General features: G+C 58.3%; 21 protein-coding genes. 4 read left to right on the top strand and 17 right to left on the bottom strand.

Annotation, left to right across the window (positions count from 1 at the left end; genetic code table 11):
• Positions 1 to 44 precede the first annotated feature (44 nt).
• From NE637_RS12360 to NE637_RS12350, 3 genes are all read left to right on the top strand, one after another.
• Entirely contained in the window at positions 45 to 704 is a 660-nt protein-coding gene (locus tag NE637_RS12360) for a 4Fe-4S dicluster domain-containing protein (RefSeq protein ID WP_192112389.1), read from the top strand.
• Between the two features lie 405 nt (positions 705 to 1,109).
• Positions 1,110 to 2,060 (top strand): formate dehydrogenase accessory protein FdhE, encoded by a 951-nt coding sequence (locus NE637_RS12355; protein ID WP_227118540.1) that lies wholly within the window; start codon positions 1,110 to 1,112, stop codon positions 2,058 to 2,060.
• Positions 2,061 to 2,330: 270 nt separating this feature from the next.
• Positions 2,331 to 2,762, top strand: a complete 432-nt coding sequence (locus tag NE637_RS12350) for a cytochrome c3 family protein (protein WP_192112391.1) — start codon at positions 2,331 to 2,333, stop codon at positions 2,760 to 2,762.
• A 293-nt stretch (positions 2,763 to 3,055) separates the two neighbouring features.
• Here the strand turns inward: NE637_RS12350 and NE637_RS12345 are convergent, their stop codons facing one another.
• The 17 genes from NE637_RS12345 to NE637_RS12265 all read right to left on the bottom strand — a co-directional run bounded on the left by NE637_RS12345 (position 3,056) and on the right by NE637_RS12265 (position 19,445).
• The gene (locus NE637_RS12345; RefSeq protein ID WP_192112392.1) at positions 3,056 to 3,685 is read right to left on the bottom strand and encodes a protein phosphatase CheZ; all 630 of its coding nucleotides are present in this window, start codon (positions 3,683 to 3,685) and stop codon (positions 3,056 to 3,058) included.
• A gap of 122 nt (positions 3,686 to 3,807) precedes the next feature.
• Complete coding sequence (gene ybgF / locus NE637_RS12340) at positions 3,808 to 4,815, bottom strand: tol-pal system protein YbgF (RefSeq protein ID WP_192112393.1); 1,008 nt, start codon at positions 4,813 to 4,815, stop codon at positions 3,808 to 3,810.
• A gap of 11 nt (positions 4,816 to 4,826) precedes the next feature.
• Positions 4,827 to 5,033: a PLDc N-terminal domain-containing protein gene (locus tag NE637_RS12335; RefSeq protein ID WP_022657916.1), complete on the bottom strand. Its 207-nt coding sequence runs from the start codon at positions 5,031 to 5,033 to the stop codon at positions 4,827 to 4,829.
• Positions 5,030 to 5,557, bottom strand: a complete 528-nt coding sequence (gene lspA / locus NE637_RS12330) for a signal peptidase II (protein ID WP_192112394.1) — start codon at positions 5,555 to 5,557, stop codon at positions 5,030 to 5,032. Before lspA ends, NE637_RS12335 begins: the two co-directional genes overlap by 4 nt.
• Positions 5,558 to 5,562: 5 nt before the next feature.
• Positions 5,563 to 8,379, bottom strand: coding sequence for an isoleucine--tRNA ligase (ileS, locus tag NE637_RS12325; RefSeq protein WP_215647243.1), 2,817 nt, complete (start codon positions 8,377 to 8,379; stop codon positions 5,563 to 5,565).
• Between the two features lie 356 nt (positions 8,380 to 8,735).
• Entirely contained in the window at positions 8,736 to 8,987 is a 252-nt protein-coding gene (locus NE637_RS12320; protein ID WP_022657919.1) for a HypC/HybG/HupF family hydrogenase formation chaperone, read from the bottom strand.
• A 253-nt stretch (positions 8,988 to 9,240) separates the two neighbouring features.
• A complete protein-coding gene (locus NE637_RS12315; protein WP_192112396.1) occupies positions 9,241 to 10,305 on the bottom strand; it encodes a lipid II:glycine glycyltransferase FemX in 1,065 nt (354 codons plus the stop codon).
• Positions 10,306 to 10,379: 74 nt separating this feature from the next.
• Complete coding sequence (rnk, locus tag NE637_RS12310) at positions 10,380 to 10,793, bottom strand: nucleoside diphosphate kinase regulator (protein ID WP_215647245.1); 414 nt, start codon at positions 10,791 to 10,793, stop codon at positions 10,380 to 10,382.
• A gap of 457 nt (positions 10,794 to 11,250) precedes the next feature.
• Positions 11,251 to 11,400 carry a sulfate respiration complex protein HmcD gene (gene hmcD / locus NE637_RS12305; protein ID WP_192112398.1) on the bottom strand — a complete coding sequence of 50 codons (150 nt, stop codon included), beginning with the start codon at positions 11,398 to 11,400 and terminating at the stop codon, positions 11,251 to 11,253.
• Between the two features lie 23 nt (positions 11,401 to 11,423).
• Entirely contained in the window at positions 11,424 to 12,638 is a 1,215-nt protein-coding gene (gene hmcC, locus NE637_RS12300; protein ID WP_215647246.1) for a sulfate respiration complex protein HmcC, read from the bottom strand.
• Positions 12,639 to 13,751: a sulfate respiration complex iron-sulfur protein HmcB gene (gene hmcB / locus NE637_RS12295; RefSeq protein WP_215647247.1), complete on the bottom strand. Its 1,113-nt coding sequence runs from the start codon at positions 13,749 to 13,751 to the stop codon at positions 12,639 to 12,641.
• A gap of 26 nt (positions 13,752 to 13,777) precedes the next feature.
• Positions 13,778 to 14,749 (bottom strand): nine-heme cytochrome c, encoded by a 972-nt coding sequence (locus NE637_RS12290; RefSeq protein WP_209818767.1) that lies wholly within the window; start codon positions 14,747 to 14,749, stop codon positions 13,778 to 13,780.
• Between the two features lie 299 nt (positions 14,750 to 15,048).
• Complete coding sequence (locus tag NE637_RS12285) at positions 15,049 to 15,738, bottom strand: B3/B4 domain-containing protein (RefSeq protein WP_192112402.1); 690 nt, start codon at positions 15,736 to 15,738, stop codon at positions 15,049 to 15,051.
• A gap of 46 nt (positions 15,739 to 15,784) precedes the next feature.
• On the bottom strand, positions 15,785 to 16,738 hold the full coding sequence (gene miaA, locus NE637_RS12280; protein WP_227118541.1) for a tRNA (adenosine(37)-N6)-dimethylallyltransferase MiaA: 954 nt from the start codon (positions 16,736 to 16,738) through the stop codon (positions 15,785 to 15,787).
• A 2-nt stretch (positions 16,739 to 16,740) separates the two neighbouring features.
• Complete coding sequence (gene coaD, locus NE637_RS12275; protein WP_371740836.1) at positions 16,741 to 17,298, bottom strand: pantetheine-phosphate adenylyltransferase; 558 nt, start codon at positions 17,296 to 17,298, stop codon at positions 16,741 to 16,743.
• A complete protein-coding gene (gene rsmD, locus NE637_RS12270; RefSeq protein ID WP_192112405.1) occupies positions 17,277 to 17,828 on the bottom strand; it encodes a 16S rRNA (guanine(966)-N(2))-methyltransferase RsmD in 552 nt (183 codons plus the stop codon). Before rsmD ends, coaD begins: the two co-directional genes overlap by 22 nt.
• Positions 17,829 to 17,834: 6 nt before the next feature.
• A complete protein-coding gene (locus tag NE637_RS12265; protein WP_192112406.1) occupies positions 17,835 to 19,445 on the bottom strand; it encodes an MBL fold metallo-hydrolase RNA specificity domain-containing protein in 1,611 nt (536 codons plus the stop codon).
• 252 nt (positions 19,446 to 19,697) lie between these two features.
• On the opposite strand from NE637_RS12265, the gene NE637_RS12260 reads away from it, so the two are divergent.
• Positions 19,698 to 20,363, top strand: coding sequence for an LOG family protein (locus NE637_RS12260; RefSeq protein WP_192112407.1), 666 nt, complete (start codon positions 19,698 to 19,700; stop codon positions 20,361 to 20,363).
• Positions 20,364 to 20,420: the final 57 nt, after the last annotated feature.

Genomic DNA, 20,420 nt, shown 5'->3' with positions numbered 1-20,420 from the left:
CCCCCCCCCCCCCCCCCCCCCCCCCCCCGCCAAGGAGCATTGCTATGCCGAAGACTTTTTTGATCGACACCACTCGGTGCACGGCATGCCGGGGCTGCCAGTTGGCCTGTAAGGAATGGCATGACCTGCCTGCCAATGAGACCAAGCAGCGCGGCACTCATCAGAATCCGCCGGATCTGAACCCCAACAACCTCAAGATTGTTCGTTTTCGCGAGCGTATGAAGCCTGACGGCACCGTTGTGTGGAACTTCTTTCCCGACCAGTGCCGCCACTGCATCACGCCCATTTGCAAGGAAGTGGCCGACATGGCCGTGCCCGGGGCCATCATCAAGGATCCCAAAACGGGTATGGTGATAGCCACGGACAAAAGCGCCAAGCTGAGCCCCGAGGATGCGCAGGCCGTTATTGACGCCTGCCCCTACAACATCCCCCGGCTTGACCCCAAGACCAAATGCCTGACCAAGTGCGACATGTGCATTGACCGCGTTACCGCGGGCATGCTGCCCATTTGCGTCAAAACGTGCCCCACGGGCACCATGGCTTTTGGCGAAAGGGAAGAAATCCTGCCCATGGCCCAAAAGCGGCTTGAGATTGTCAAAAAGACCTTCCCCAAGGCTTTTCTGGCAGATGTACAGGATGTGAGCGTCATCTACCTGCTGGCGGAAGAAAAAGAACACTACTACGAATACGCGGCCTTCATGTAAGGCCTTATCCCCTCTACCCCCGCAGTCGCTCGGCTGCGGGGGTAGAAAAGCACTGCGGGGGCTTGGCAAATCCTTCGCTTTGGTTCACCATCAGGGTACAATACCAGCAAACACGTTTGCCCTGTTGCGGCGCGAACTTTGCTGGAGCGGCCCCTGGCTTTTTGCCTCAACCGGTTGACGCAGGCTCGCCTTGAAATGCGCGTGCGGCTCCAAGTGCAGGTGTTTGCCAAGGCTGCATAATGGTCTGCCAGCCCGCTGCCTGATCGGCATGCGGAAATGCAGCCCTGCTTGCATCTGCGTTGCGAAATGCCGGAATGAGCATTCTGATAACATTGAGAGCAGACATCCTCAGTGTTGCATAGTTTGGGAAAGCAGCCGGGGGTACCCCCGGCATACGGAGTATCAATGGCTGATAAAAGGCAAACCGTTGCCCAAACCCTTGAAGAAGTTATCACCTGGCGTCCGGTGCTGGCCCCTGTGCTTCGGTCGTTTGAACCGCTGCTCACCGCCCAGGAAGAGCTTGGCGGTGCTGTGGCCGAAAGTCTGAAAAAAGAGGGCGTGTCACTGCCGCAGGCCCAGCCGCAGCGGATGGAGCAGGGTGTTTCGATGCTTGCCGGGGCTTCCTTTTCAGGCGTGGCCCCAGCAGTGCGCATTAGCGCAGAAAAGCTGCTGCCCATGTTGTGCCGCATGGACGCTGTGGTTCCCCACAAGGCCAGGCTTACGGATTTTTTTCTGAAATCTGACGGAGCTGAAGACCAGCGAGCGGAAGAGCTGGTTTGCGCTGCTGCCTCAGGCGACAGGGATGCCCTGGCGGCTCTGGCAGAAAAAATTGGCCTTGACCCTCTGGTGCTGGACTTTGTGACGGGGTTCATCGTTGCGCCGATCTTGCGTGGCATGACCGCACAGGCCGTGGCCGCTGAAGGCGACACCCCCTGGGAAGCCGGCGATGTATGGCGACAGGGATATTGCCCTGTGTGCGGCGCGCTGCCCACCATTGGCTGGATGGATAAACCCAGCATTGATGAAAAAAACGCTTTTCTTGCGGGCGGCGGCGGTAAAAAACATCTGCACTGCGGCGTGTGCGGAGCGGACTGGAAATTCCGGCGTGGCGCATGCCCTGCATGCGGCGAGGAAGGCAGCGGGGTTATGGAACTGCTGCGCGAAAGCGGCACTGCTCACGGTGAGCGGCTGGATTGGTGCACCAAGTGCAAATCTTACTGCCCGGCGGTGGATCTGCGCGAACGCGAGTTTGTTCCCAATCTGGATGCGCTGGCGCTTGGCATGATGCACCTGGATATGGTGGCCGCACGTAAAAAGCTGAAACCAGTCAGGCCGTCATTCTGGAACATGTTTTAGCGGCAGCTTGCGGCAAGCGCCAAAGGCGTTTTTTGCAACTGCCTTTACTGCAAAATTTATTGCTGGCAGTCTGTCTGTCAGCGGATTGCTGAGTCGGTTTGTTGAACCGTTTAAATGCTCCTGATGTAGCAGTCTTTAATTATTGCACAAGCAGGCATTATTAGGGTAGAACAACCGCTGCGGAGAGTGGTGTTGATGGCGGTTTTCAGCCGCCTGTGGTGCGCCGGGGCCTGCTCCTGCGCTTTACGAACCCAGTAGGAGGAATAGCTGATGAAATATGTGACCTTGTTGCTGCTTGCGTTAAGCCTCGTGTGGGTTGGCGAAGCGCAGGCGCGTGATATCAAGGAAATGTCGCAGGTCATTAAAAAGCCCATTGAAATTCCTGGTGGAACATCCCCGCGTATGAGCGTCATGTTCCCCCATACGGCGCACAAAGGCATCAACTGCATGCACTGCCACCACGAAGTGGGGAGCGACAGCCGTTACGTAGCCTGTACCGAATGCCACGCCACCCCTGGTGCGCGCGAACGTGACCCCATGAGCATGTTCATGGCCTTCCACTCCAAGAATGGCGACCGCTCCTGCTACGGCTGCCACTCGCAGAAGGCTCAGGAAAATCCCGCCAAGTACGGCGCCAAGTTCAAGGGCTGCCGTCCCTGCCATATGGCCGCCAGCGCCCGCGAAGCCGCCAAGCAGAAGTAAGCTCACTCCCGCCACGGTATTTCTGTACTGCATAAAGGCCCCGCAAGGGGCCTTTATGCGTTGCAAAACAAACCCATTCAGGGTGTGGCTGAGCAGTCGCAGCCCAGCCAGGCAAGCCTTCTCTCCCAGATGAACCTTCGTCAGCGATGCTATGCGTTAAGTGTGTTCACTTACGGCTGAACCCTAAGCGCCTGAAGAAACAGCAAAAGGCTGCAACGCGGCGTTGGACGCAAAAAAGGGCGTTTTGCAACGCCCTCATTCAGTAGCTGAAAAGACTTTAGCAAGGTATCCGTCTAGAGGCCCAACTGGGAAAGCATGTCGTCAATGGCGCCCTGAGAAGCTGCGGTTTTGTCCGGCCCTTTGAGTTCGCTACGGCCCTGATTGAATTCCTTGACCGCCTGACGTGCCTCGTTCTGCAATTCCTGAACGTTCTTGGTGGGGTCTTTTTCCGCCCCGTCCAGAATAAGGCCCGAGGAAACATAGAGTTCCACCACCATTGCCTCAATCTGGTTCAGGGCAGACACGACCTTTTTGATGCGCTGACCTGTAATGTCCTGAAAGCTCAGGGCGGTCAGCACGGAAGTGAGGTCATCGCCAAGGCGTTGGTTGTTTGCTTCCAGCTCGGTAATGGGGGCCGCATCCGCACCGCCGTTACGTAGCCCTGCCAGATGCGCCGCGTTCTGTTCCTGAAGATCCAGATGCCGCTCCACGATTTCCATGATGGTCATGGTGGCGCTTTCCGTATCTTTCAGCACTTCGTCCAGTTGGCTTGATGCTTCCAGAAATAGCGCATCCGGATTTGGGGGGGGCAGGGGCTGGCCTTTGGAGGCAGTGGATATGCGCTCAAAAATGTCTCTCAGACCCTGGCGCATTTCCGTGCTGATCTGCTTGTAAACTGCGGCTTCGGGCTTTTCGTCGCTCATGCCCGTCCCCTTTGCGCGCGGCGCGGTTTAATTTGTGCGTTTTGAACCTTTGAGGGTGTATGGTCAAAGGTAAAATGCAGTAAAAAACTCCGCCGCGCGAGGGCGCGGCGGAGCCTGGGTACTTACTTGTTGGTCTTCAGAAACGTCTTGGCCCGCGCAGCTTCTGGCGAGTTGGGATATTTCTTGATCAGCTCTTCCAGGCGGGCCTTGGCTGCCGCAGACTGATTGAGCTTGCTGAAGCTGATGCCCTGCTTGAGGTACGCGCCGGGCGCGCTGGAAGAAGAAGGATACTTTTTGATGACAGCATCGTATGCAAGGGCTGCATCGGCAAACTGGTTGCGCTGGAAGTAGCACTCGGCCAGATAATACTGGGCCTCAGGCGCCTGGCTATGGTCTTTGTAATTTTTCAGAAAGTCATTGAAAGAACGCTGCGCCTCATCGTACTTGCGGGAATTGTAGGCGTTAACGCCAGCGTCAAAAAGCGCCAGCGAAATATCCTTTTTGGGAGCCTGAACCTGCGGTTCTGGCTGGGGGCTGGGCTGGCCCCATGTGCTGGAGCTGGGGTTGATGACGGGCTGGGGCTGTGCTGCTGCTGCGCCCTGATCGCCAGCGGCGGAAGCCGCGGCGTAGCCTACGGAACCAGCCGCCATGCCGCCTGCCGCTGCCTGCCCGTAGGAAGGCTGGCCATAGCCGGGCTGACTGAAAGCAGGAGCAGCCTGGGGTGCCGCTTGAGGAGCAGCCTGAGGAGCCGCCTGGGCAAAGGGGGCAGAACCGCCGCCGCTGGTCATGGGATCGCCAAGGTTCAGGTTCAGCGCCATGCTGCGCTCCACCTGACGCAAAGCTTCATCGTGCGCTCTTACACGGCCCACCAGGGCTTTGGCGCCGCCAGCATTTTGCAGATCGTCAATCTGGCCCTTCAGGGCGTTGACTTCCTGCCGCAGGGTTTGAATCTGGTTCCAGGCGTCAGCCTGAGCAGGCTGCAACTGGCGCAACTGCACGTCTTGCTGCTGCACCTGCTGTTCCAGTGAAATGCTGCCGCTGCCGCTGCTGGTGCTGCCGCCCATGCAGCCGCTCAAAGGCAGCGCCGCGCAAGCCAGAGTCAGGATGTACATAGTACGGAGTGTGCGCATAGTACCCTCTTTCAATTTTGCACTTTTCCCAGAACTTTTTTTCGTCCGGTGAAAATATAGATGATTCCCCCCACACATGGCAGAAAAACTACCAGCACAAGCCACAGGGCGCGCTGTTGCGGGGTTTCAAACTCGTGTCCCCATATGTGCAGAATGCTCCACAGTGTCGGGATCATGGGGAACATTACCACAAGCACATGCCACCAATGAAAAATCATGCGGTTCCTCCCTTGCCGGGGGTTGGTTTGCCGCCTTTGTCGCTGGCGGCCGCCTGGGGCTTGCGCCAGAGAATCAGGCAGGCCAGCACCGCACCAACAAATATGGCCGAATCAGCCACGTTAAAGGCAGGCCAGTGCCAGTCGCCCCAATAGACATCCAGAAAGTCCACCACGGCGCGAAAGCGCACGCGGTCAACCAGATTGCCAAGCGCGCCGCCCATCACAAGCCCAAGAGCCGTGAACAGCCAGGGGTCTTCATCCGAACTGCGCACCAGCATGACAATGGCCCACACAGCCACAACCGTGGCAGCGAGAAAAAGCCAGAACTGCCACTCAATGTCTGACCGGTTTAAAAAGCCAAAGGCCGCGCCGCGATTGCGGATGTTGACCAGATCAAACAGCCCGGCAATGACCGTGATGGGCCTGTGCTCGGGTATGAACTGCATGACAGCCCACTTGCTCACCTGATCGAGAACAAGGGCTACAATGGCCGCTATGCCGAGTATGCGATAACGCCTTGGCATTCCTGTTACGCTTCCATGGCCTTGATAACGGCGGTGCAGCGGGGGCAGAGCGTGGGATGGTCTGCGTCGGTGCCAAGTTCCGTGCTGTAAATCCAGCAGCGTTCGCATTTTTCGCCGTGAGCTTTTTCCACGCCGATGGCAAGCCCGGCGATTTCTTCATCGCAGTACGCGCCTTGTGGTGCGCTTTCAAGGGGCTGCATGGCTATTTGCGAAACAATGCAGAAGGCGCGCAGGTCAGTGTTCAGGCCTTCAAGGCGCTGGCGCAGTTCGTCTGCCACAAAGAGGGTCACGCGGGTGTCGAGCGAATGGCCGATAACGCCATCGCGCCGCATGGGTTCAATGGCCTTGGTCACGGCCCCGCGCACGGCGGCGAGCATGTTCCAGTCGTCGCGCGTGCCTTCGTCAAGCAGAAGGGGGGCAGAATCAATGGGCTGCAGGGCAAATACCGTGGGTTCCGCGCCGCGCAGGCCTTCGGGCAGATGCGCAAAGATTTCTTCTGCGGTGAAGGAGAGCACCGGGGCCATGTCGCGCAGCAACAGGCCAAGGATATGCCACAGGGCGGTCTGTGCCGAGCGGCGTTCCGCGCTGGCGGGGCCGGAGGCGTAGAGGCGGTCTTTCAGCACGTCCAGATACATGGATGAAAGGTCGGTCACGCAGTAGTTGTGCAGGGTGTGATAGACCTTGTGGAAGTCAAAATCCATGTAGGCCTGCTGCACACGGTCGTGCACCCGGGCCGCGGCGTCAATGGCAAAACGGTCAAGCGGCATCAACTCGTTCAGGGGCAGCAGATCATCCTTGCCGAGGCCTTCAAGGTTGCCAAGGATGAAGCGGCAGGTGTTGCGAATGCGGCGGTAGGCATCCACAAGGCGGCCAAGAATTTCGTCGGAAATGCGGATGTCCTCGCGGTATTCCACGGAAGAAACCCACAGGCGCACGATTTCAGCGCCGAATTTTTCAATGAGTTCTTGCGGCGCGATGACGTTGCCGATGGACTTGGACATCTTGCGGCCTTCGCCGTCCACCACATAGCCGTGCGTGAGCACAGCCTTGTAGGGCGCGCGCTGGCGCGTGCCTTCGCTGACCAGCAGTGAGCTGTGGAACCAGCCGCGGTGCTGATCCGAACCTTCAAGGTACAGATCGGCGGGGTAGGCAAGCTCGGGGCGCTGCTCGAGCACGGCGGCAAAGCTGGTGCCGGAGTCGAACCACACGTCAAGGATGTCGGTTTCGCGTTTCCAGTGGTTGCCGCCGCAGTGCGGGCAGGCAAGGCCTTCCGGCACGATTTCCGAAAGTTCGGCCTCGTACCAGTAGTCGCAGCCGGTGGGGTGTTTGGCAAAGCGGTCGCAGATGTCGCGCATCCAGTTGGGGTCGTTCCAGGCTTCGCCGCAGTCTTCGCAGAGCAGGGCCATGATGGGCACGCCCCACTGGCGCTGACGCGAGATGCACCAGTCAGGCCGGAATTCAATCATGTTGTGGATGCGTTCGCGGCCCCAGGCGGGGATCCAGCGCACCTGCTCGTCAATGGCCTTGAGCGCGCGGCCGCGCAGGTCGTTCTTTTCCATGCTGATGAACCACTGGGTGGTAGCGCGGAAAATAACCGGCTGCTTGCAGCGCCAGCAGTGCGGATAGGAGTGCTTGATCTTGGCCTGACGCAGTAATGCGCCGACTTCTTCAAGCTTTTCAATGACCTTGGGGTTGGCTTCAAAAACATTCAACCCGGCAAAAAATTGCACCGTGGGCAAAAAGCGCCCGGCATCATCCATGGGTGAATAGATTTCGAGGCCATATTTGAGGCCAACTTCGTAGTCTTCGCGGCCATGACCGGGGGCGGTGTGTACGCAGCCCGTGCCAGCTTCAAGGGTGACGTGCTGGCCCAGGATGATGGGCGACACGCGGTCGTAAAAGGGGTGGCGGGCCTTGAGGCCTTCAAGCTGTTCGCCGGTGGCGCGGCCAAGAATTTTGGGTTCGCTCCAGCCGAACTGCTCCGCGCAGGAGGTGAGCAGTTCCTCGGCCAGCACGTACTGCGCTCCGTCCACTTCCACCAGCACATAGGTGAATTCGGGGTGCAGGCACACGGCCATGTTGTCCGGCAGCGTCCAGGGGGTGGTGGTCCAGATGACCACAAAGGCATGGGCGGGATCCGCAGCGGAGAAAACCTTTTTCAGGCCATCGTCCTGCAAGGGAAAGCGCACAAAGATGGAAGGGGACGTGTGGTCGTAGTACTCCACCTCTGCCTCTGCAAGGGCCGTGTGGCAGGAGCAGCACCAATAGATGGGCTTTTTGGAGCGCATGACTCCGCCCGTTTCCACAAAGTTGGCAAGCTCGCGAGCGGTGGCGGCCTCATAGGTGGGGCGCATGCTCATGTAGGGATCTTCCCAGTTGCCGAGCACGCCGAGACGACGAAATTCCTTGCGCTGCACGTCAATCCACTTGGAAGCATAGTCTCGGCAGAGCTTGCGCACCACATGGGCGGGCAGGGTCTTTTTCTTTTCTTTCAGCTCCTGCTCAACCTTGTGTTCAATGGGCAGACCGTGACAGTCCCAACCCGGCACATAGCGCGAGGCAAAACCAGCCATGTTGCGCGATTTAACAATAATGTCCTTGAGAATCTTGTTCAGGGCCGTACCCATGTGAATGTGGCCATTGGCATAGGGAGGGCCATCGTGCAGCACGTAGGTTCCCTTGCTGCCGGAAGCTTCAACCATTGCTTCGTAGCTGTTAATGGCATCCCATTTTTTCAGGGTTTCCGGCTCACGCTGGGCCAGGTTGGCTTTCATGGGAAAGGCGGTCTGAGGCAGGTTCAATGTTTTCTTATAATCGCTCATGCTGGCTCCCGGCACAGTTCAACTCAAGGACTTGGCAATATGGTACTGTGAAAAAATCGCTCTACTGTGGGCAAAGAGCGGGGCAAAGTCAAGAAGAGCAGGACACTGCGTGCCTGCTGGCGTGCCTGCATGTACGCAGGCTGAGCATGAAAATGTTTGGCAGACCGCACCTGATGGTGTGCATCTGCATGGCAACCCGCCTCACATAAAGCGCCTTTTCATGGACAAAAAGGCTGGCCCTTAATCTTGGAGCACCAACAAAAAGGGCGTTTCAGACGCGTTGCGCGCAGGAGTGAAACGCCCGGGATTTTCAACGTGTTCCGCCGCAATTACCGCACAATCATGCGGAACGGGCGTCAGAAGTTTGCCGGAGCGCCATCCATTGCCTGGGCCAGCTCGCGCAGGGCCGAGAGGCTGTCTTCAGCTTCTTGCGGCGTCATGGTGTGCAGGGCAAAACCGGCGTGTACAATCACATAATCGCCGACCTTGGGTTCTTCGGGCAGCAGCATGATGGAGGCGGTGAGAAAGGTGGAGCTTTCGCCCACGCGCACGCGGGCCATGCCCTCTCCCTGAAGTTCTTCAATTCTGGCTGGTATGGCAAGACACATATTTGGTACCTCTTGGAAGGCAGATAATCACTGAATGCCCGGCTGCAAGGCCGCGACTGTTCCGCAGATTTTCAGCTTATCAGCGCGGCAAGCTTCACGCAAGGTGCCTTGACCAGGTGGCGGCAAAGGAGGCAACGGACAGAACAATTCGGAGCTGTTCAGCACCTATTGCTATTGCCCGTTGCGCTGCCCCTGCCAATGCCGTCAGTGCATGGCGTGGGCCTTATGGCCGTGAGGCACGGCACCGTTCCCTTCATGCTCCAAGTTCTCTGTACATGGCCTCGGCATTCTGTATGGCGCGGTATGCCCCCTGATTCAGGGGATAGTCCCACGAGCCGCTCCGCAGTTCAATGCGGCCGCCAAAGCCGACCTTGAAGCGGTGCAAACCGTTGAAGGGGTGCGTGGCGTCAGGCGTGGGCGAAACAGCGCCCATTTCGTAACTGCGGCAGCCCAGTTGCCGCGCAATGCGCATACCTGTCCAGTGCATGAGGCTGGATGCCATATAGTTGCGCTTGATATTGCCCGATGCCCCGTACAGAAAGTTGGCGTGTTGCCCTGAAATGCCGATTATGGCGCCGGAAAGGATATCTCCCCCATGCCGGGCCAGCAAAAATACAATATCTGCTTCATCCTTTGCACCGAAATTGCAGCGGAACATGGCCGAGAACTGCTTGCTGCTGCAAGGGGCAAAGCCGTTTCTTCTGGCCGTCTGTTCGTACAGGCCATAAAAATCAGCAAGGTTGCTGCTGTCCGCTTTTTCCACCGTCACGCCCTTGCGTCGGGCCAGACCGATATTGTAGCGGGTTTTGGGTTTCATTCTGCCAAGGATGTCGTCTTCGCTGCCGCCAAGATCCACCACCAGCGAGCTTGCCACGGTCATATCTGCGGAGGCTTTCTTGAAGTTCCAGAATCTGGTGCCCATGTTCATGCGCATTTCGCGTATGCGCGCTTCGGGAAAGGCGCACCAGCCCTGCTCCTGCATTTCGTCCGCATACAGTGACTTCCACGGCAGGTCGTAACGGATAAAGGCCACATCCGGCTCAAGCCGGTCTGCCAGGGCAACGGAAAGGTCTTCCAGATACTGCCCGTATGAATCCTCTGAAGGCGCATACTCTGGCCCCTGCGGCACAAGAGCCATCTTGTGCCCGCAATGGTCTTTTATCAGCACCAGCACGTCGCCCCAGGTTTCTGTAGAGTGAATGTCAAAAGCCAGGGGGGCCATGCCCATATGCGATTTGACCTGAGCCCAGTAGGGAGTCTGAAACAGTATGTCTGTCGGATTCAGTTCGTTAGTCGCCTTGGCGATCACGTCCACCATGATACCTCCTCGCATAGGTGGGGAATATGGTTCTTCCGTTCCCGATGAGATCGGCAGCGGATGTTGGAATGAGCTTACAAGTCGTAGTGCCCGGCACGTTCCGGCTGGTCTTCCACTTCATGCACCACAAGGTGCAGGGTTCCGCCGTTGGGGTTGGGCCAGTGGATGTCATCGCCCTCGGCAAGCCCCAGCAGCGCGCTGCCCACAGGCGCCAGAATGGAAATGGAATCCTCGCTGGCGTCTGATTTGCCGGGGTACACAAGCTTCAGGCGGCGCTCGGTGCCAGAGGGCAGCATGGCGAAACGCACGGTGGAGTTCATGGTCACCACTGAGGGCGGCACTTCTTCGGGGGCCACAACGTTTGCGCGGTAGAGCTCTTCTTCCAGCGCCTTGCGCCCGGGGAATCCGTCGGCGGACAGGGTTTCCAGCAGGGTTTCCAGTCTCGCGGCATCCTTGGTTGTGATTGTAATATTTGGATATTCTTGCATGTTTTCCTCCAGTGTGCTGCGCAAAGCAGCGCACGTTGCATAAAAAAAGAGGGCGTAACCGGTACGCCCTCTTTTTTGTGAATCGTAGTTATGCGGGCGTTATCAGGTTGCAAAAAAGCTGCGAAGCTTTGTCACTTCGCAGGAAATGTTTTTTGCAAAAGAAACGCAGAAACGCATTGTATTGTCCTGATCAAAAAAAATGTATGGATGCAGAAAAAAGGACAGCTTTCCTTTATACGGAAAGCTTGCCGCAACAATTGCCAAATTTGTATCAGTTCACCTTAACAGGTGGGCTGCGTATGTGCAAGCACAAAAGCAAAACTTCGTTTTAGGTGTGAAATTATCAATTAATATAATGTGTATGATTTTTCTGGCCTGCGGCTAACACACCCCGCAGAGCAAAAAACAAGGGCGGAACCTTGCGGCTCCGCCCTTGTGATTCCGTACCCCGAGCAGGCTAGTGCTTGGAGTTGTTGTTACGTTCTTTCTTGTCGGGGAACAGGACGAAGTTCCAGTACAGCACGTAAACGGGCAGTACCACAAACATCATCACATAAGCCCAGCTCTTCGTGAAGAGAAAATACTGATAGAAAGTATTGAATTCCATGGGATTCTCCTCCTACGCGCGGCTTAGTGCTCGCCCTTGAAGTCTGGGTGTTCGTACAGCACCGGCATGTTGTAAACGATAAAGCGGTAGACCGTGACGATCATGGTCACCACAAACATGGAGATGCAGATTTCCCAGATGCTGGGGAAGTAGCGTTCCGCCGACGGCAAGTTGTAGTTGAAGGCGATCATGGAAACGTTGAAGCGGTTCAGCACGATGCCCAGCACCGTGTTGGTCGCGCCAATGCGGCACAGGGTCAGATTGCGGTCACGCGCGCCCTTGGCGTAGATCAGGGCGGGCATCAGCACAAAGCCCAGCATTTCCACCAGCCACCAGACCCCATAACCCGTGAAGAGGTAGGGGAAGTTGGCCTGCACAAGCATGTCGATAAGCTTGAGCATGAAGTAGGCGAAGAGAATGAACGAAGCCGCGCGGGCAAAGCTGAAGGTCACGTCGTCAGCTTCGCGCAGGTGGGTTTTGTCCATGTAGTGGTGCACGCCACGGTGGGCCAGCATGCCTTCAAAGATAACCATGGACGCGCCAGCGGCCATGGAACTCACAAAGAAGAACATGGGCATGAAGGGCGAGTACCACAGGGGGAAGACCTTGCCGGGGGAGATCAGGTAGAGCGAACCCAGCGAGGACTGGTGCAGGGTGGACAGGGTCACGCCGAAGATGGTCAGCGGAATGGTGCACTTGACCACGATCTTGCGAACCTTGATGAGCCAGGGGTAGCGGCAGGACATCCATTCCAGCGGGGCCACCGAGAATTCGATGAGCAGCACGGAAACGTAGGTTGCCACGCACAGGCCCACTTCAAACAGAACGGAGGTGGTGCCGGGGAAGAAGAACATGAAGGGCAGACGCAGTGGATGGCCCAGATCGTACAGCAGGGCGATAACCACGAAGGCGTAGCCCAAAAAGGCTGTGGTGATGGCCGGACGCACCGCCGAGTGGAAGTGCTTCATGCCCATGATGTAGCAGGCGACAGTGGTAAAGTAGCCGCCCGCTGCAAGGCACACGCCGCACAGAAGGTCAAAGCCGATCCACATGCCCCAGGGCTGCACATCGCTGAGGTTGGTGACGGAACCGATGCCCACGGTAAAGCGGATAACGGTGATGACAAGGCCCACCGCCAGAATGATGGCGGAAATGATGTTGCCGGGGGTGGGCGTCAGGAATTCGCTGATATTGAACAGCTTGTCCCTGGTGGGAATAACTATGCTGTGGTGTGCCATTTACTTATCCTCCCCGTGCTCCTTGCAGCACTCCGCTTCCCGAGCCTTCAAGGCATCGGTCATTGCGCGGCGGGCTGTGTCGGCAGCGCCCGGACCCTGGGTTTCCTCAATCTTGCGCACGGCTGCGTCAACGGCAGCGGCCAGATCGTCCTTGGTCTCCTTAACGTGTGCGTCCTTTTCCGCCTTGAAGAGAGCTTCGCGGCGTTTGGTCATGGCGTAAGCACCGCCAAACAGCACAGGCCAGAAGGCCACGATCATGGGCACGGTACCCAGAGCGCCGTAGGTCAACTCGCCCATGGGCTGTGTACCCAGGTGCTTGTCGAGCCCAAGCTGCTTGAGTTCGCTGGTGTCGGCGTGGGCATCATGGGCTTTGGCGTCCTTGGCGGCGGCAGGAGCAGCCACGGCAGGGGAAAGCACCATCCATGCGGTACCGCCGGCATCGTGTTCGCCGTAAACGTAGTTTACGTACTTGCCGGGATTTTCAGTGATGCGCGAGCGGGCAATCCTGATCAGGTCGCTGCGGCGGCCAAAGGTCAGGGCGTCCATGGGGCAGGCTTCCACGCAACCGGGCAGCTTGCCTTCCTTGAGGCGGGGTTCGCAGAAGGTGCACTTCTGCACCAGGGGATCGAACGCCTCATCGTACTGGAAGCCCGGCACATAGAAGGGACAGGCAACCATGCAGTACCGGCAGCCCACGCACTGCGAACCTTCGTAGGTCACGCTGCCGTCAGGCTGCTTCTGGAAGCATTTGGCAAAACAGGCAGAGGCGCAGGCCGGGTCGTTGCAGTGGAAGCACTGCAACTTGCGGAACACGTCCTTGCCGTTGACGTTGTACTTGTTAACCACTGTCCACTCATAGGCCGAAGTGCGGCGCTTGGTGGCAGTCACCGAAAGGTCGGTGAAGGGTTTTTTGGGCTTGGGCAGGTGGTTCACCGCGTTGCAGGCTTCTTCGCAACGGCGGCAACCGATGCAGCGCGTGGTGTCATGCAGCACGCCGTAGCTGTCTGCATAGTAGGGGAAGGTGTGTACCCCGGCATTGGCCACCTTGGCAGTGCCCAATGCCGAAATCACGCCCGCGCTTCCCATGATGGCCAGGAATTTTCTGCGATTCATATGCGTTTCTCCGTGCAGTTGGCGCCCTACGGGCGGGCCTTATGACAAGTGGTGCAGTCGGTGTTCTTAGGACGACCCACGTTCATACCCTGGTGGCAACCCATGCACTGGAGGTGATAGGCAGCCTTGAGGTTGGGACGGTTGGGATTGGCGGGGTCGATTTCCTTGGTGTGACAACTGCCGCACTTGGGAGGCGTAGCCGAAAGCGGGCTTCTGTGGTGGCACGTGGCGCACAGAGTCTCGGGCTTGTTGTGGAAAGCTTCGGCCAGCTTGTCGCCCTTGATGCGTTCCATAAGGGAGGCCATATGGCGGCGGTGCGTGAAGTTGCTGGGCTCGTACTTGTCGGCCAGCGCATCAATGCTCACCTTGTAGGGACCCTGCATGGCGGTAAGGGGCTGCACGGGCTTGTGGTTCAGCACGGTTTCAGCGGCCAGGGCTTCGTTCTGGTCGGGGGGCAGCTTGCCCTTGATGCCCTGCTGCATCTGCTCCGGCGTCATGGAAGACGTAACATTGTGGCAGGTGGCGCACCATGCCTGGTCGCGCTTGGGCGTCACAATGGCGTGGCAGCCCGCGCATTCGCGCCGTTCTTTGGTTTGCTGTTCATGACAGCTCACGCAGCTCACAGGGGTGTTGCCCTTGGCGCGTTTGGCGATATTGGTGGCATGCATGGCGCGGTCAAGCGTCACGAAATTGCCTTCCGCCTTGCCTTCCGTAGTGTGGCAGGTGCTACAGGCCACAGGATCGCCGGTGTGGTGGCATGTTTCGCAGTTGGCAATCTTTTTCTCATGAGCGAGATGATTGAAAACAGCGGGTTTCATGGCCGCGCCCTTGGGATTGGGCTTGGCGCTTACCGGAAACATGACAATGGCCGACGGCGCGCCGCTGTCTGTCGGCTCCAAAGCTGCGGCCGTGGCCGATCCAGCTCCGAGCGCCGTCAGACACGCCGCGCCCGCCAGGGCCAGAGCCGCCAGCAAAAGCAGTGATGTGCCGTTCCTCATGTGCTTGTCCTTTTGCAATCAGACATTACCCCAACGCCCGCCGCATACATTGCAGCGGGTTCCTCCGTACCCCCGATCCCTACGGGGGCGAACACGCAGATATTGAAACGGTATCCCAGCCTGCAAGACACGTCAAGGAGGGGCCGTTGTTGTAATTGCTTCTTATGCCTTGGGAACAGGGCGCTTGGGATATTTTTCGCTAAAAAGAGCGCTTTATTGATTGTTCACGCAACCTACGGAAAACACAGAATGTTTGCGAAAAACATGCGTATCGTGTGATTTTGGCCGAATAAGGGCGTTCAGCAGAGCACAGAAGAGGCGAATATCTGTGCGCCCGCAAACACTTCAAGATGTTTCTGCGCAATGTTCAGCGCATCAGAGACGTACCCGGTGCCGGAAAAGCCGTAAATAACCGTGAGCAGCCGCCGGGGCGAAGACGTGTCCGGCCCGTCCTCGGCAATCATGGCCCGGCGGGAATCACTGCAAGGGCAGCCGAACGCGCCCTGATCATCCGCCAGAAGGGGCATGCGGCAGAGGTCGAGCTCGTCCTTGCCAATGCCCGCATAGGCTTCGCCTTTTCGCCCCGCGCGCAGCACAATGTTGCCGCTCAGGCGGGCAAGATCGTACGTGCCAAGCGAAAAGCCCGTTTCAAGAGAAACCAGGTTGTTGGCATCCACTGCGGAGTTTATGCGGTACAGATCCTTGCCCTGCCGCACGCGGCGGTAGAGCGCCTCGGAGGAAATGCGTACCCGGCCCGGATCGCGCCCAAAAGCCTTGAATGCCTGACGCGAGGGGCCTATCTGCGGCATGTCGGCAAGTTCCGTGTTTTCAAGGCGCTGCCGCAAACCGGGCAGTACATTCTGGTTGAAGAACTGCCACAGCCTGGGATCCTCGGCCTGAACCGGGGCGGACCAGAAAACACAGCCAAGGGCCGTATCCGGCCAGATCGAGCGGAGTTCCGGATCAATGGAAATGGCGGGCATGAGCATAGCGGCGGGTACTCCCTTGTAATGGTCTGAAACAGCAAAACATCACTTAAGAATTGTAGCTGCTGCGCGCCTTCTGCCAAAAGCGGCAGGCGGCCTCCACAACTGCGGCGGGATCGTCCGGCGGCAGCCATTGGGCCTCGGGACGGGCGCGAAACCACGTAAGTTGCCGCTTGGCGTAGGCCCGCGTGTTGCGCAGCCAGAGGGAACGGCAGGCTTCAAGAGAAAGACGCCCCTGCAGGTGCGCCAGCGCTTCGGCGCAACCGATGCCCGACCAGCCCGGCGCTGCGGGATCGGCGCAATGGCGCATGGCCGCGCGGGCCTCGTCAAGCGCGCCGCCCGCAAGCATGAGGTCAAGCCGACGGGCCAGCCGTGGCTCAAGCCACGCCAGGGGCGCGTCCAGCGTCAGCAGGGGGCCGACGCAGAGCGGCGTACTCATGGAATTGCTGTGCCACCACGTAAAGGATCGTCCTGTGCTTTGACAGACTTCCAGCGCGCGGATGATGCGCTGCCGGTCATTGGGGTGGATTTTGGCGGCATAGGCGGAGTCGATTTGCGCCAGTTCTGCATGCAGGGCGGGCGCGCCTTGCTCATCCACACGGGCGGTGATTGCTGCGGTGAGTTGCGGGTCAACGGGCGGAATTTCCGCCATGCCCCGCAGTAAAGCCTGAAAGTACAGCCCGGTGCCGCCCACCAGCAGGGGCGTTTTGCCCCGTGCAAGGATGTCGCGCACCTTGTCCACGGCTGCTTCCGCCCAACGGCCAGCGCTGATCTTGTTTTCCGTAGCCAAAAAACCGTACAGGTGGTGCGGACAGCAGGCGCGTTCTTCCGCCGAGGGCTGGGCCGTAATCAAGGGGAAATCGGCATAGACCTGACGCGAATCAGCGTTGACCACTTCGCCGTCAAGGGCAGCGGCCAGAGCGAGCGCCGCCGCCGTTTTGCCCGAGCCGGTGGGCCCGGCCAGGCAGATAACCGGCAGCGGCGCGGAAGTCGTTTCAATCATGATCACTTGACGCGGAAGCCGCCAAAAGGCGGAGCAAGGCAGGGCGTACCCTGACGCACTTCGCCCTTGTGGTATTTATCCATCAGGGCCGCGCGTACGTTTTCAGGCACAAGACCCTTGATGTCCGCGCCGTGGCTGGCGGCAGCCTTGACGATGGTGGAGCTGATGAACAGCCACTGGTAGTCGGTCATCAAAAAGACCGTCTGGATGTGGCGTTGCAGGCGGCGGTTCATGAGCGCCAGCTGGAATTCGTACTCAAAGTCCGAGGCGGCGCGCAACCCGCGCAGCAGGGCGCAGGCCCCGCGCTGGGCCGCGTATTCCACGGTGAGGCCCGAGAAAGGCTCCACCACGGCGCGCGGTTCATCCTTGAGTGCCTCCCGGGCCATTTCCACCCTTTCTTCATGGCTGAACAGGGGGAATTTGGGCGTGTTGTCCGCCACGGCCACAACAATTTGGTCAAAGACTTCGCAGCCGCGCCGGATAAGGCTCAGGTGCCCGTTGGTCAGCGGATCGAAAGTGCCGGGGTAGAGTGCTATTCTCATGGCAGTGTCCAGATGCATATGCGTGTCTGACCGAAGAGGCGTTCGGCCTCAAGAGTCCATTCTGCGGGCAGGTTTACCCGTGCGTCTTTTTCAATTTCAGCCGTTACAAATGCCCCCGGTGCGAGCCAGCGGCGCGTGGCCAGCAGCCTGAGCGCCGGGTCGGCAAGATTTTTGCGGTAGGGCGGATCCATAAAAATAAGCGAATACGGTTCCGCCGGGGGAGTTTTGAGCACACGCAGCACATCGTCGCTCACAATGCGGGCCTCATCCTCCACTCCAAGGGCGGCGACGTTGGCCTTGAGGCAGCGCACGGCCTGAGGGGCCATCTCTACCAGCAGGGCGTGCTCCGCCCCCCGGCTGATGGCCTCAAAGGCCAGGCTGCCGCTGCCCGCAAAGAGGTCGAGCACCCTTGCGCTGTACCAGTCCATACCGCGCGCGGCGAGCATGGAAAAAAGCGCCTCGCGCGTTTTGCCCATGGCGGGGCGGTAGCCCTCGCCTTCGACAGTCTTAAGGTTGCGTCCGCCAAGACGCCCCGAAATAATCCGCATGACGGCCTACATGCGCGAGAGCAGGCGGGTGAGGGCGTAATCCATCTTTTCCATGGCCTCCTGCAGCTCGGTTTGTTCCACCCACGGGCGGTCTTCAACATCGGCCATCTTGTCTTTGAACATGCCCCACTTGCGCTCCACTTCGTCCGTGAGGAACACCCAGTTGACGCGGGGATGGGCCTGGGTCTCGTGCTGCACGGTTTCGGTGAGCTGCGGCCCTTCAAGCACCATTTCTTCAAGGTAGGTGGCAATAAGGGGGCGCTTGGCGAATTTTTGCTCAATAAGCTCGGCAAACACGTTCTGGGCTTTTGTTTCGCCGTGGGTCAGCACCACCTGCGCGCCGTTGCCGGTCAGCGGTTTGAGCCACTCAAGGAGCTGGCTTTGCCCTGCGTGGCCGGAAAAACCGTTGATGGTGAAAATGCGGGCGGCAACTTCAACATCTTCGCCAAACAAAGTGATTTTTTTGGCTTTTTCCACCAGCTTGCGGCCCGGCGTGCCCACGCCCTGATAACCCACAAAAACAATGCTTGCGCCGGGTTTCCAGATATTGTGGCGCAGGTGGTGGCGCACACGGCCCGCGTTGCACATGCCGCTGGCCGAAATGACAATGGCAGGGCCCTTGTAGTCATTGATGGCCTGCGATTCGGCAGCAGAAAGCGTGTAGCGCAGGTTGGGCAGCGAGAAGGGATCATCGCCGCCGTTGAGCATTTTAAGCGCTTCATCGTCAAAAAGCTCACGGTTGCGCTCAAAAACTTCCGTGGCGCGGATGGCCAGTGGGCTGTCCACAAATACGGGCATATCCGCCGGCAGTTTGTTCTGCTTGGCGAGCATGTGCAGGCAATAGAGCACTTCCTGCGTGCGCTCCACGGCAAATGCCGGAATAATTACCTTCTCGCCCTTGCCGTAGCTGTAGGCAATGGCTTCGCCCAGTTCGTCCACGCTGAGGCTTTCGTCCTTGTGGTCACGGTCGCCGTAGGTGGATTCCATGAATACGTAGTCGGCCTTGGGCGGGGTTTCTGGGCTGCGCACAATGAGCGACTGCGGGCGGCCAATGTCGCCCGAAAATATGAGGCTGGTGGTTTTGCCGTCTTCATCGGCCTCAAGGCGCAAGGAGCCGGAACCAAGAATATGGCCAGCATCATAGTAGGTTACGCGAATGCCCGGAGCAGGTTCAAACACCTTGTGGTAATCAACAGTTTGAAAAAGGGTAACCGTTTTTTGGGCGTCCTCAACATTGTACAGGGCCGTGGGGGGATTTTTAAGCCCGCGCCGCTGGTATTTGCGCGCTTCCCACAGGGCTTCCATTTCCTGGATGTGGGCGCTGTCCTGCAACATGAGGTCCAGCAGTTCGCTGGTGGCCTTGGTGCAGAAAATGGGACCGGCAAAGCCCTCCTTGACCATCTTGGGCAGCAGGCCGGAGTGGTCAATGTGGGCGTGGGTAACAAGAATAAAGTCAATGGCGGTAGGCTGATAGAGTTCCGCTTCGCGGTTGCGGGCTTCAATGGCCTTGTTGCCCTGATGCATGCCGCAATCAATGCAAAAGCGCTTGCCAGCCGCCTCAACCATATAACATGAACCGGTCACGGTTTGCGCCGCACCCAGAAATTGTACTTTCATTTGTTCCTCCACTGAGGGTTGGCGGCTTGAGAGGCCGCAAGCCCCTTGCTGACCGCGATACAAGGCGGAAAAGACGCAAGGAGACTTTTTTCCATAGCCGCAAGCGCGCCCCAGCGTCAAGCAAGGGCCCAGTCGGCAATGTTCCCGCATTGCCTTTGGCCGAAGGCCCACATATACTGAAAGTTATGGGCCCGTACGGCGTCTTTTGCGTGCAGGCCTCCCCCCATACTTCAAGAGGAACAAGGAGCATTCATGCCTGAACTGCAACAGAACATGATTGACGATCTCACTTCCGTCACCACAGAATCCTGGCGCACCTTCCGCATCATGGCGGAAATGGTGGAGGCGCTTGATACGCTCAACGCGCTCAAGGTCAAATGCATATCCCTTTTTGGCACTGCGCGGTGCAAGCCGGATTCGCAGGAATATAAAGATGCTGAAAAAATTTCGCGCCTGCTCGTAGAAGCTGGATTTGGCATCATCAGCGGCGGCGGCCCCGGTATTATGGAAGCCGCCAACAAGGGCGCGTGCAAGGCAGGCGGAGTTTCCGTTGGCCTGCACATCCAGTTGCCGCATGAACAGGGTTGCAACCAGTATGTAAAAACACGCTGTAATTTCCGCTACTTTTTCATCCGCAAGTTCATGTTTGTCAAATATGCCATGGCCTACGTGGTTATGCCCGGCGGTATGGGGACCATTGATGAGCTTTCCGAGGCCTTTGTGCTGGCCCAGACCGGTCGCACACGGCCCTTTCCCATTATTCTGTACGATTCAAGCTACTGGAGCGGCCTGCTGGAATGGATGCGCAAGACCATGGCTGCGCGGGGCTTCATCAAAGAAGGTGAAATCAACAAACTCATTACGGTTTGCGACACGCCCGAAGAAGTGGTTGCCCAATTGTGCAGGGTAATTATTTAGTCGCCGTATGAATACGGATAGCTCTGACGCGCGGACCTTTTCTCCTGCCGGGCCGTT

It is taken from the genome of Desulfovibrio desulfuricans, assembly GCF_024460775.1.
Taxonomy (GTDB): domain Bacteria; phylum Desulfobacterota; class Desulfovibrionia; order Desulfovibrionales; family Desulfovibrionaceae; genus Desulfovibrio; species Desulfovibrio desulfuricans_E.
This window is presented reverse-complemented; position numbering and strand designations above follow the sequence as displayed.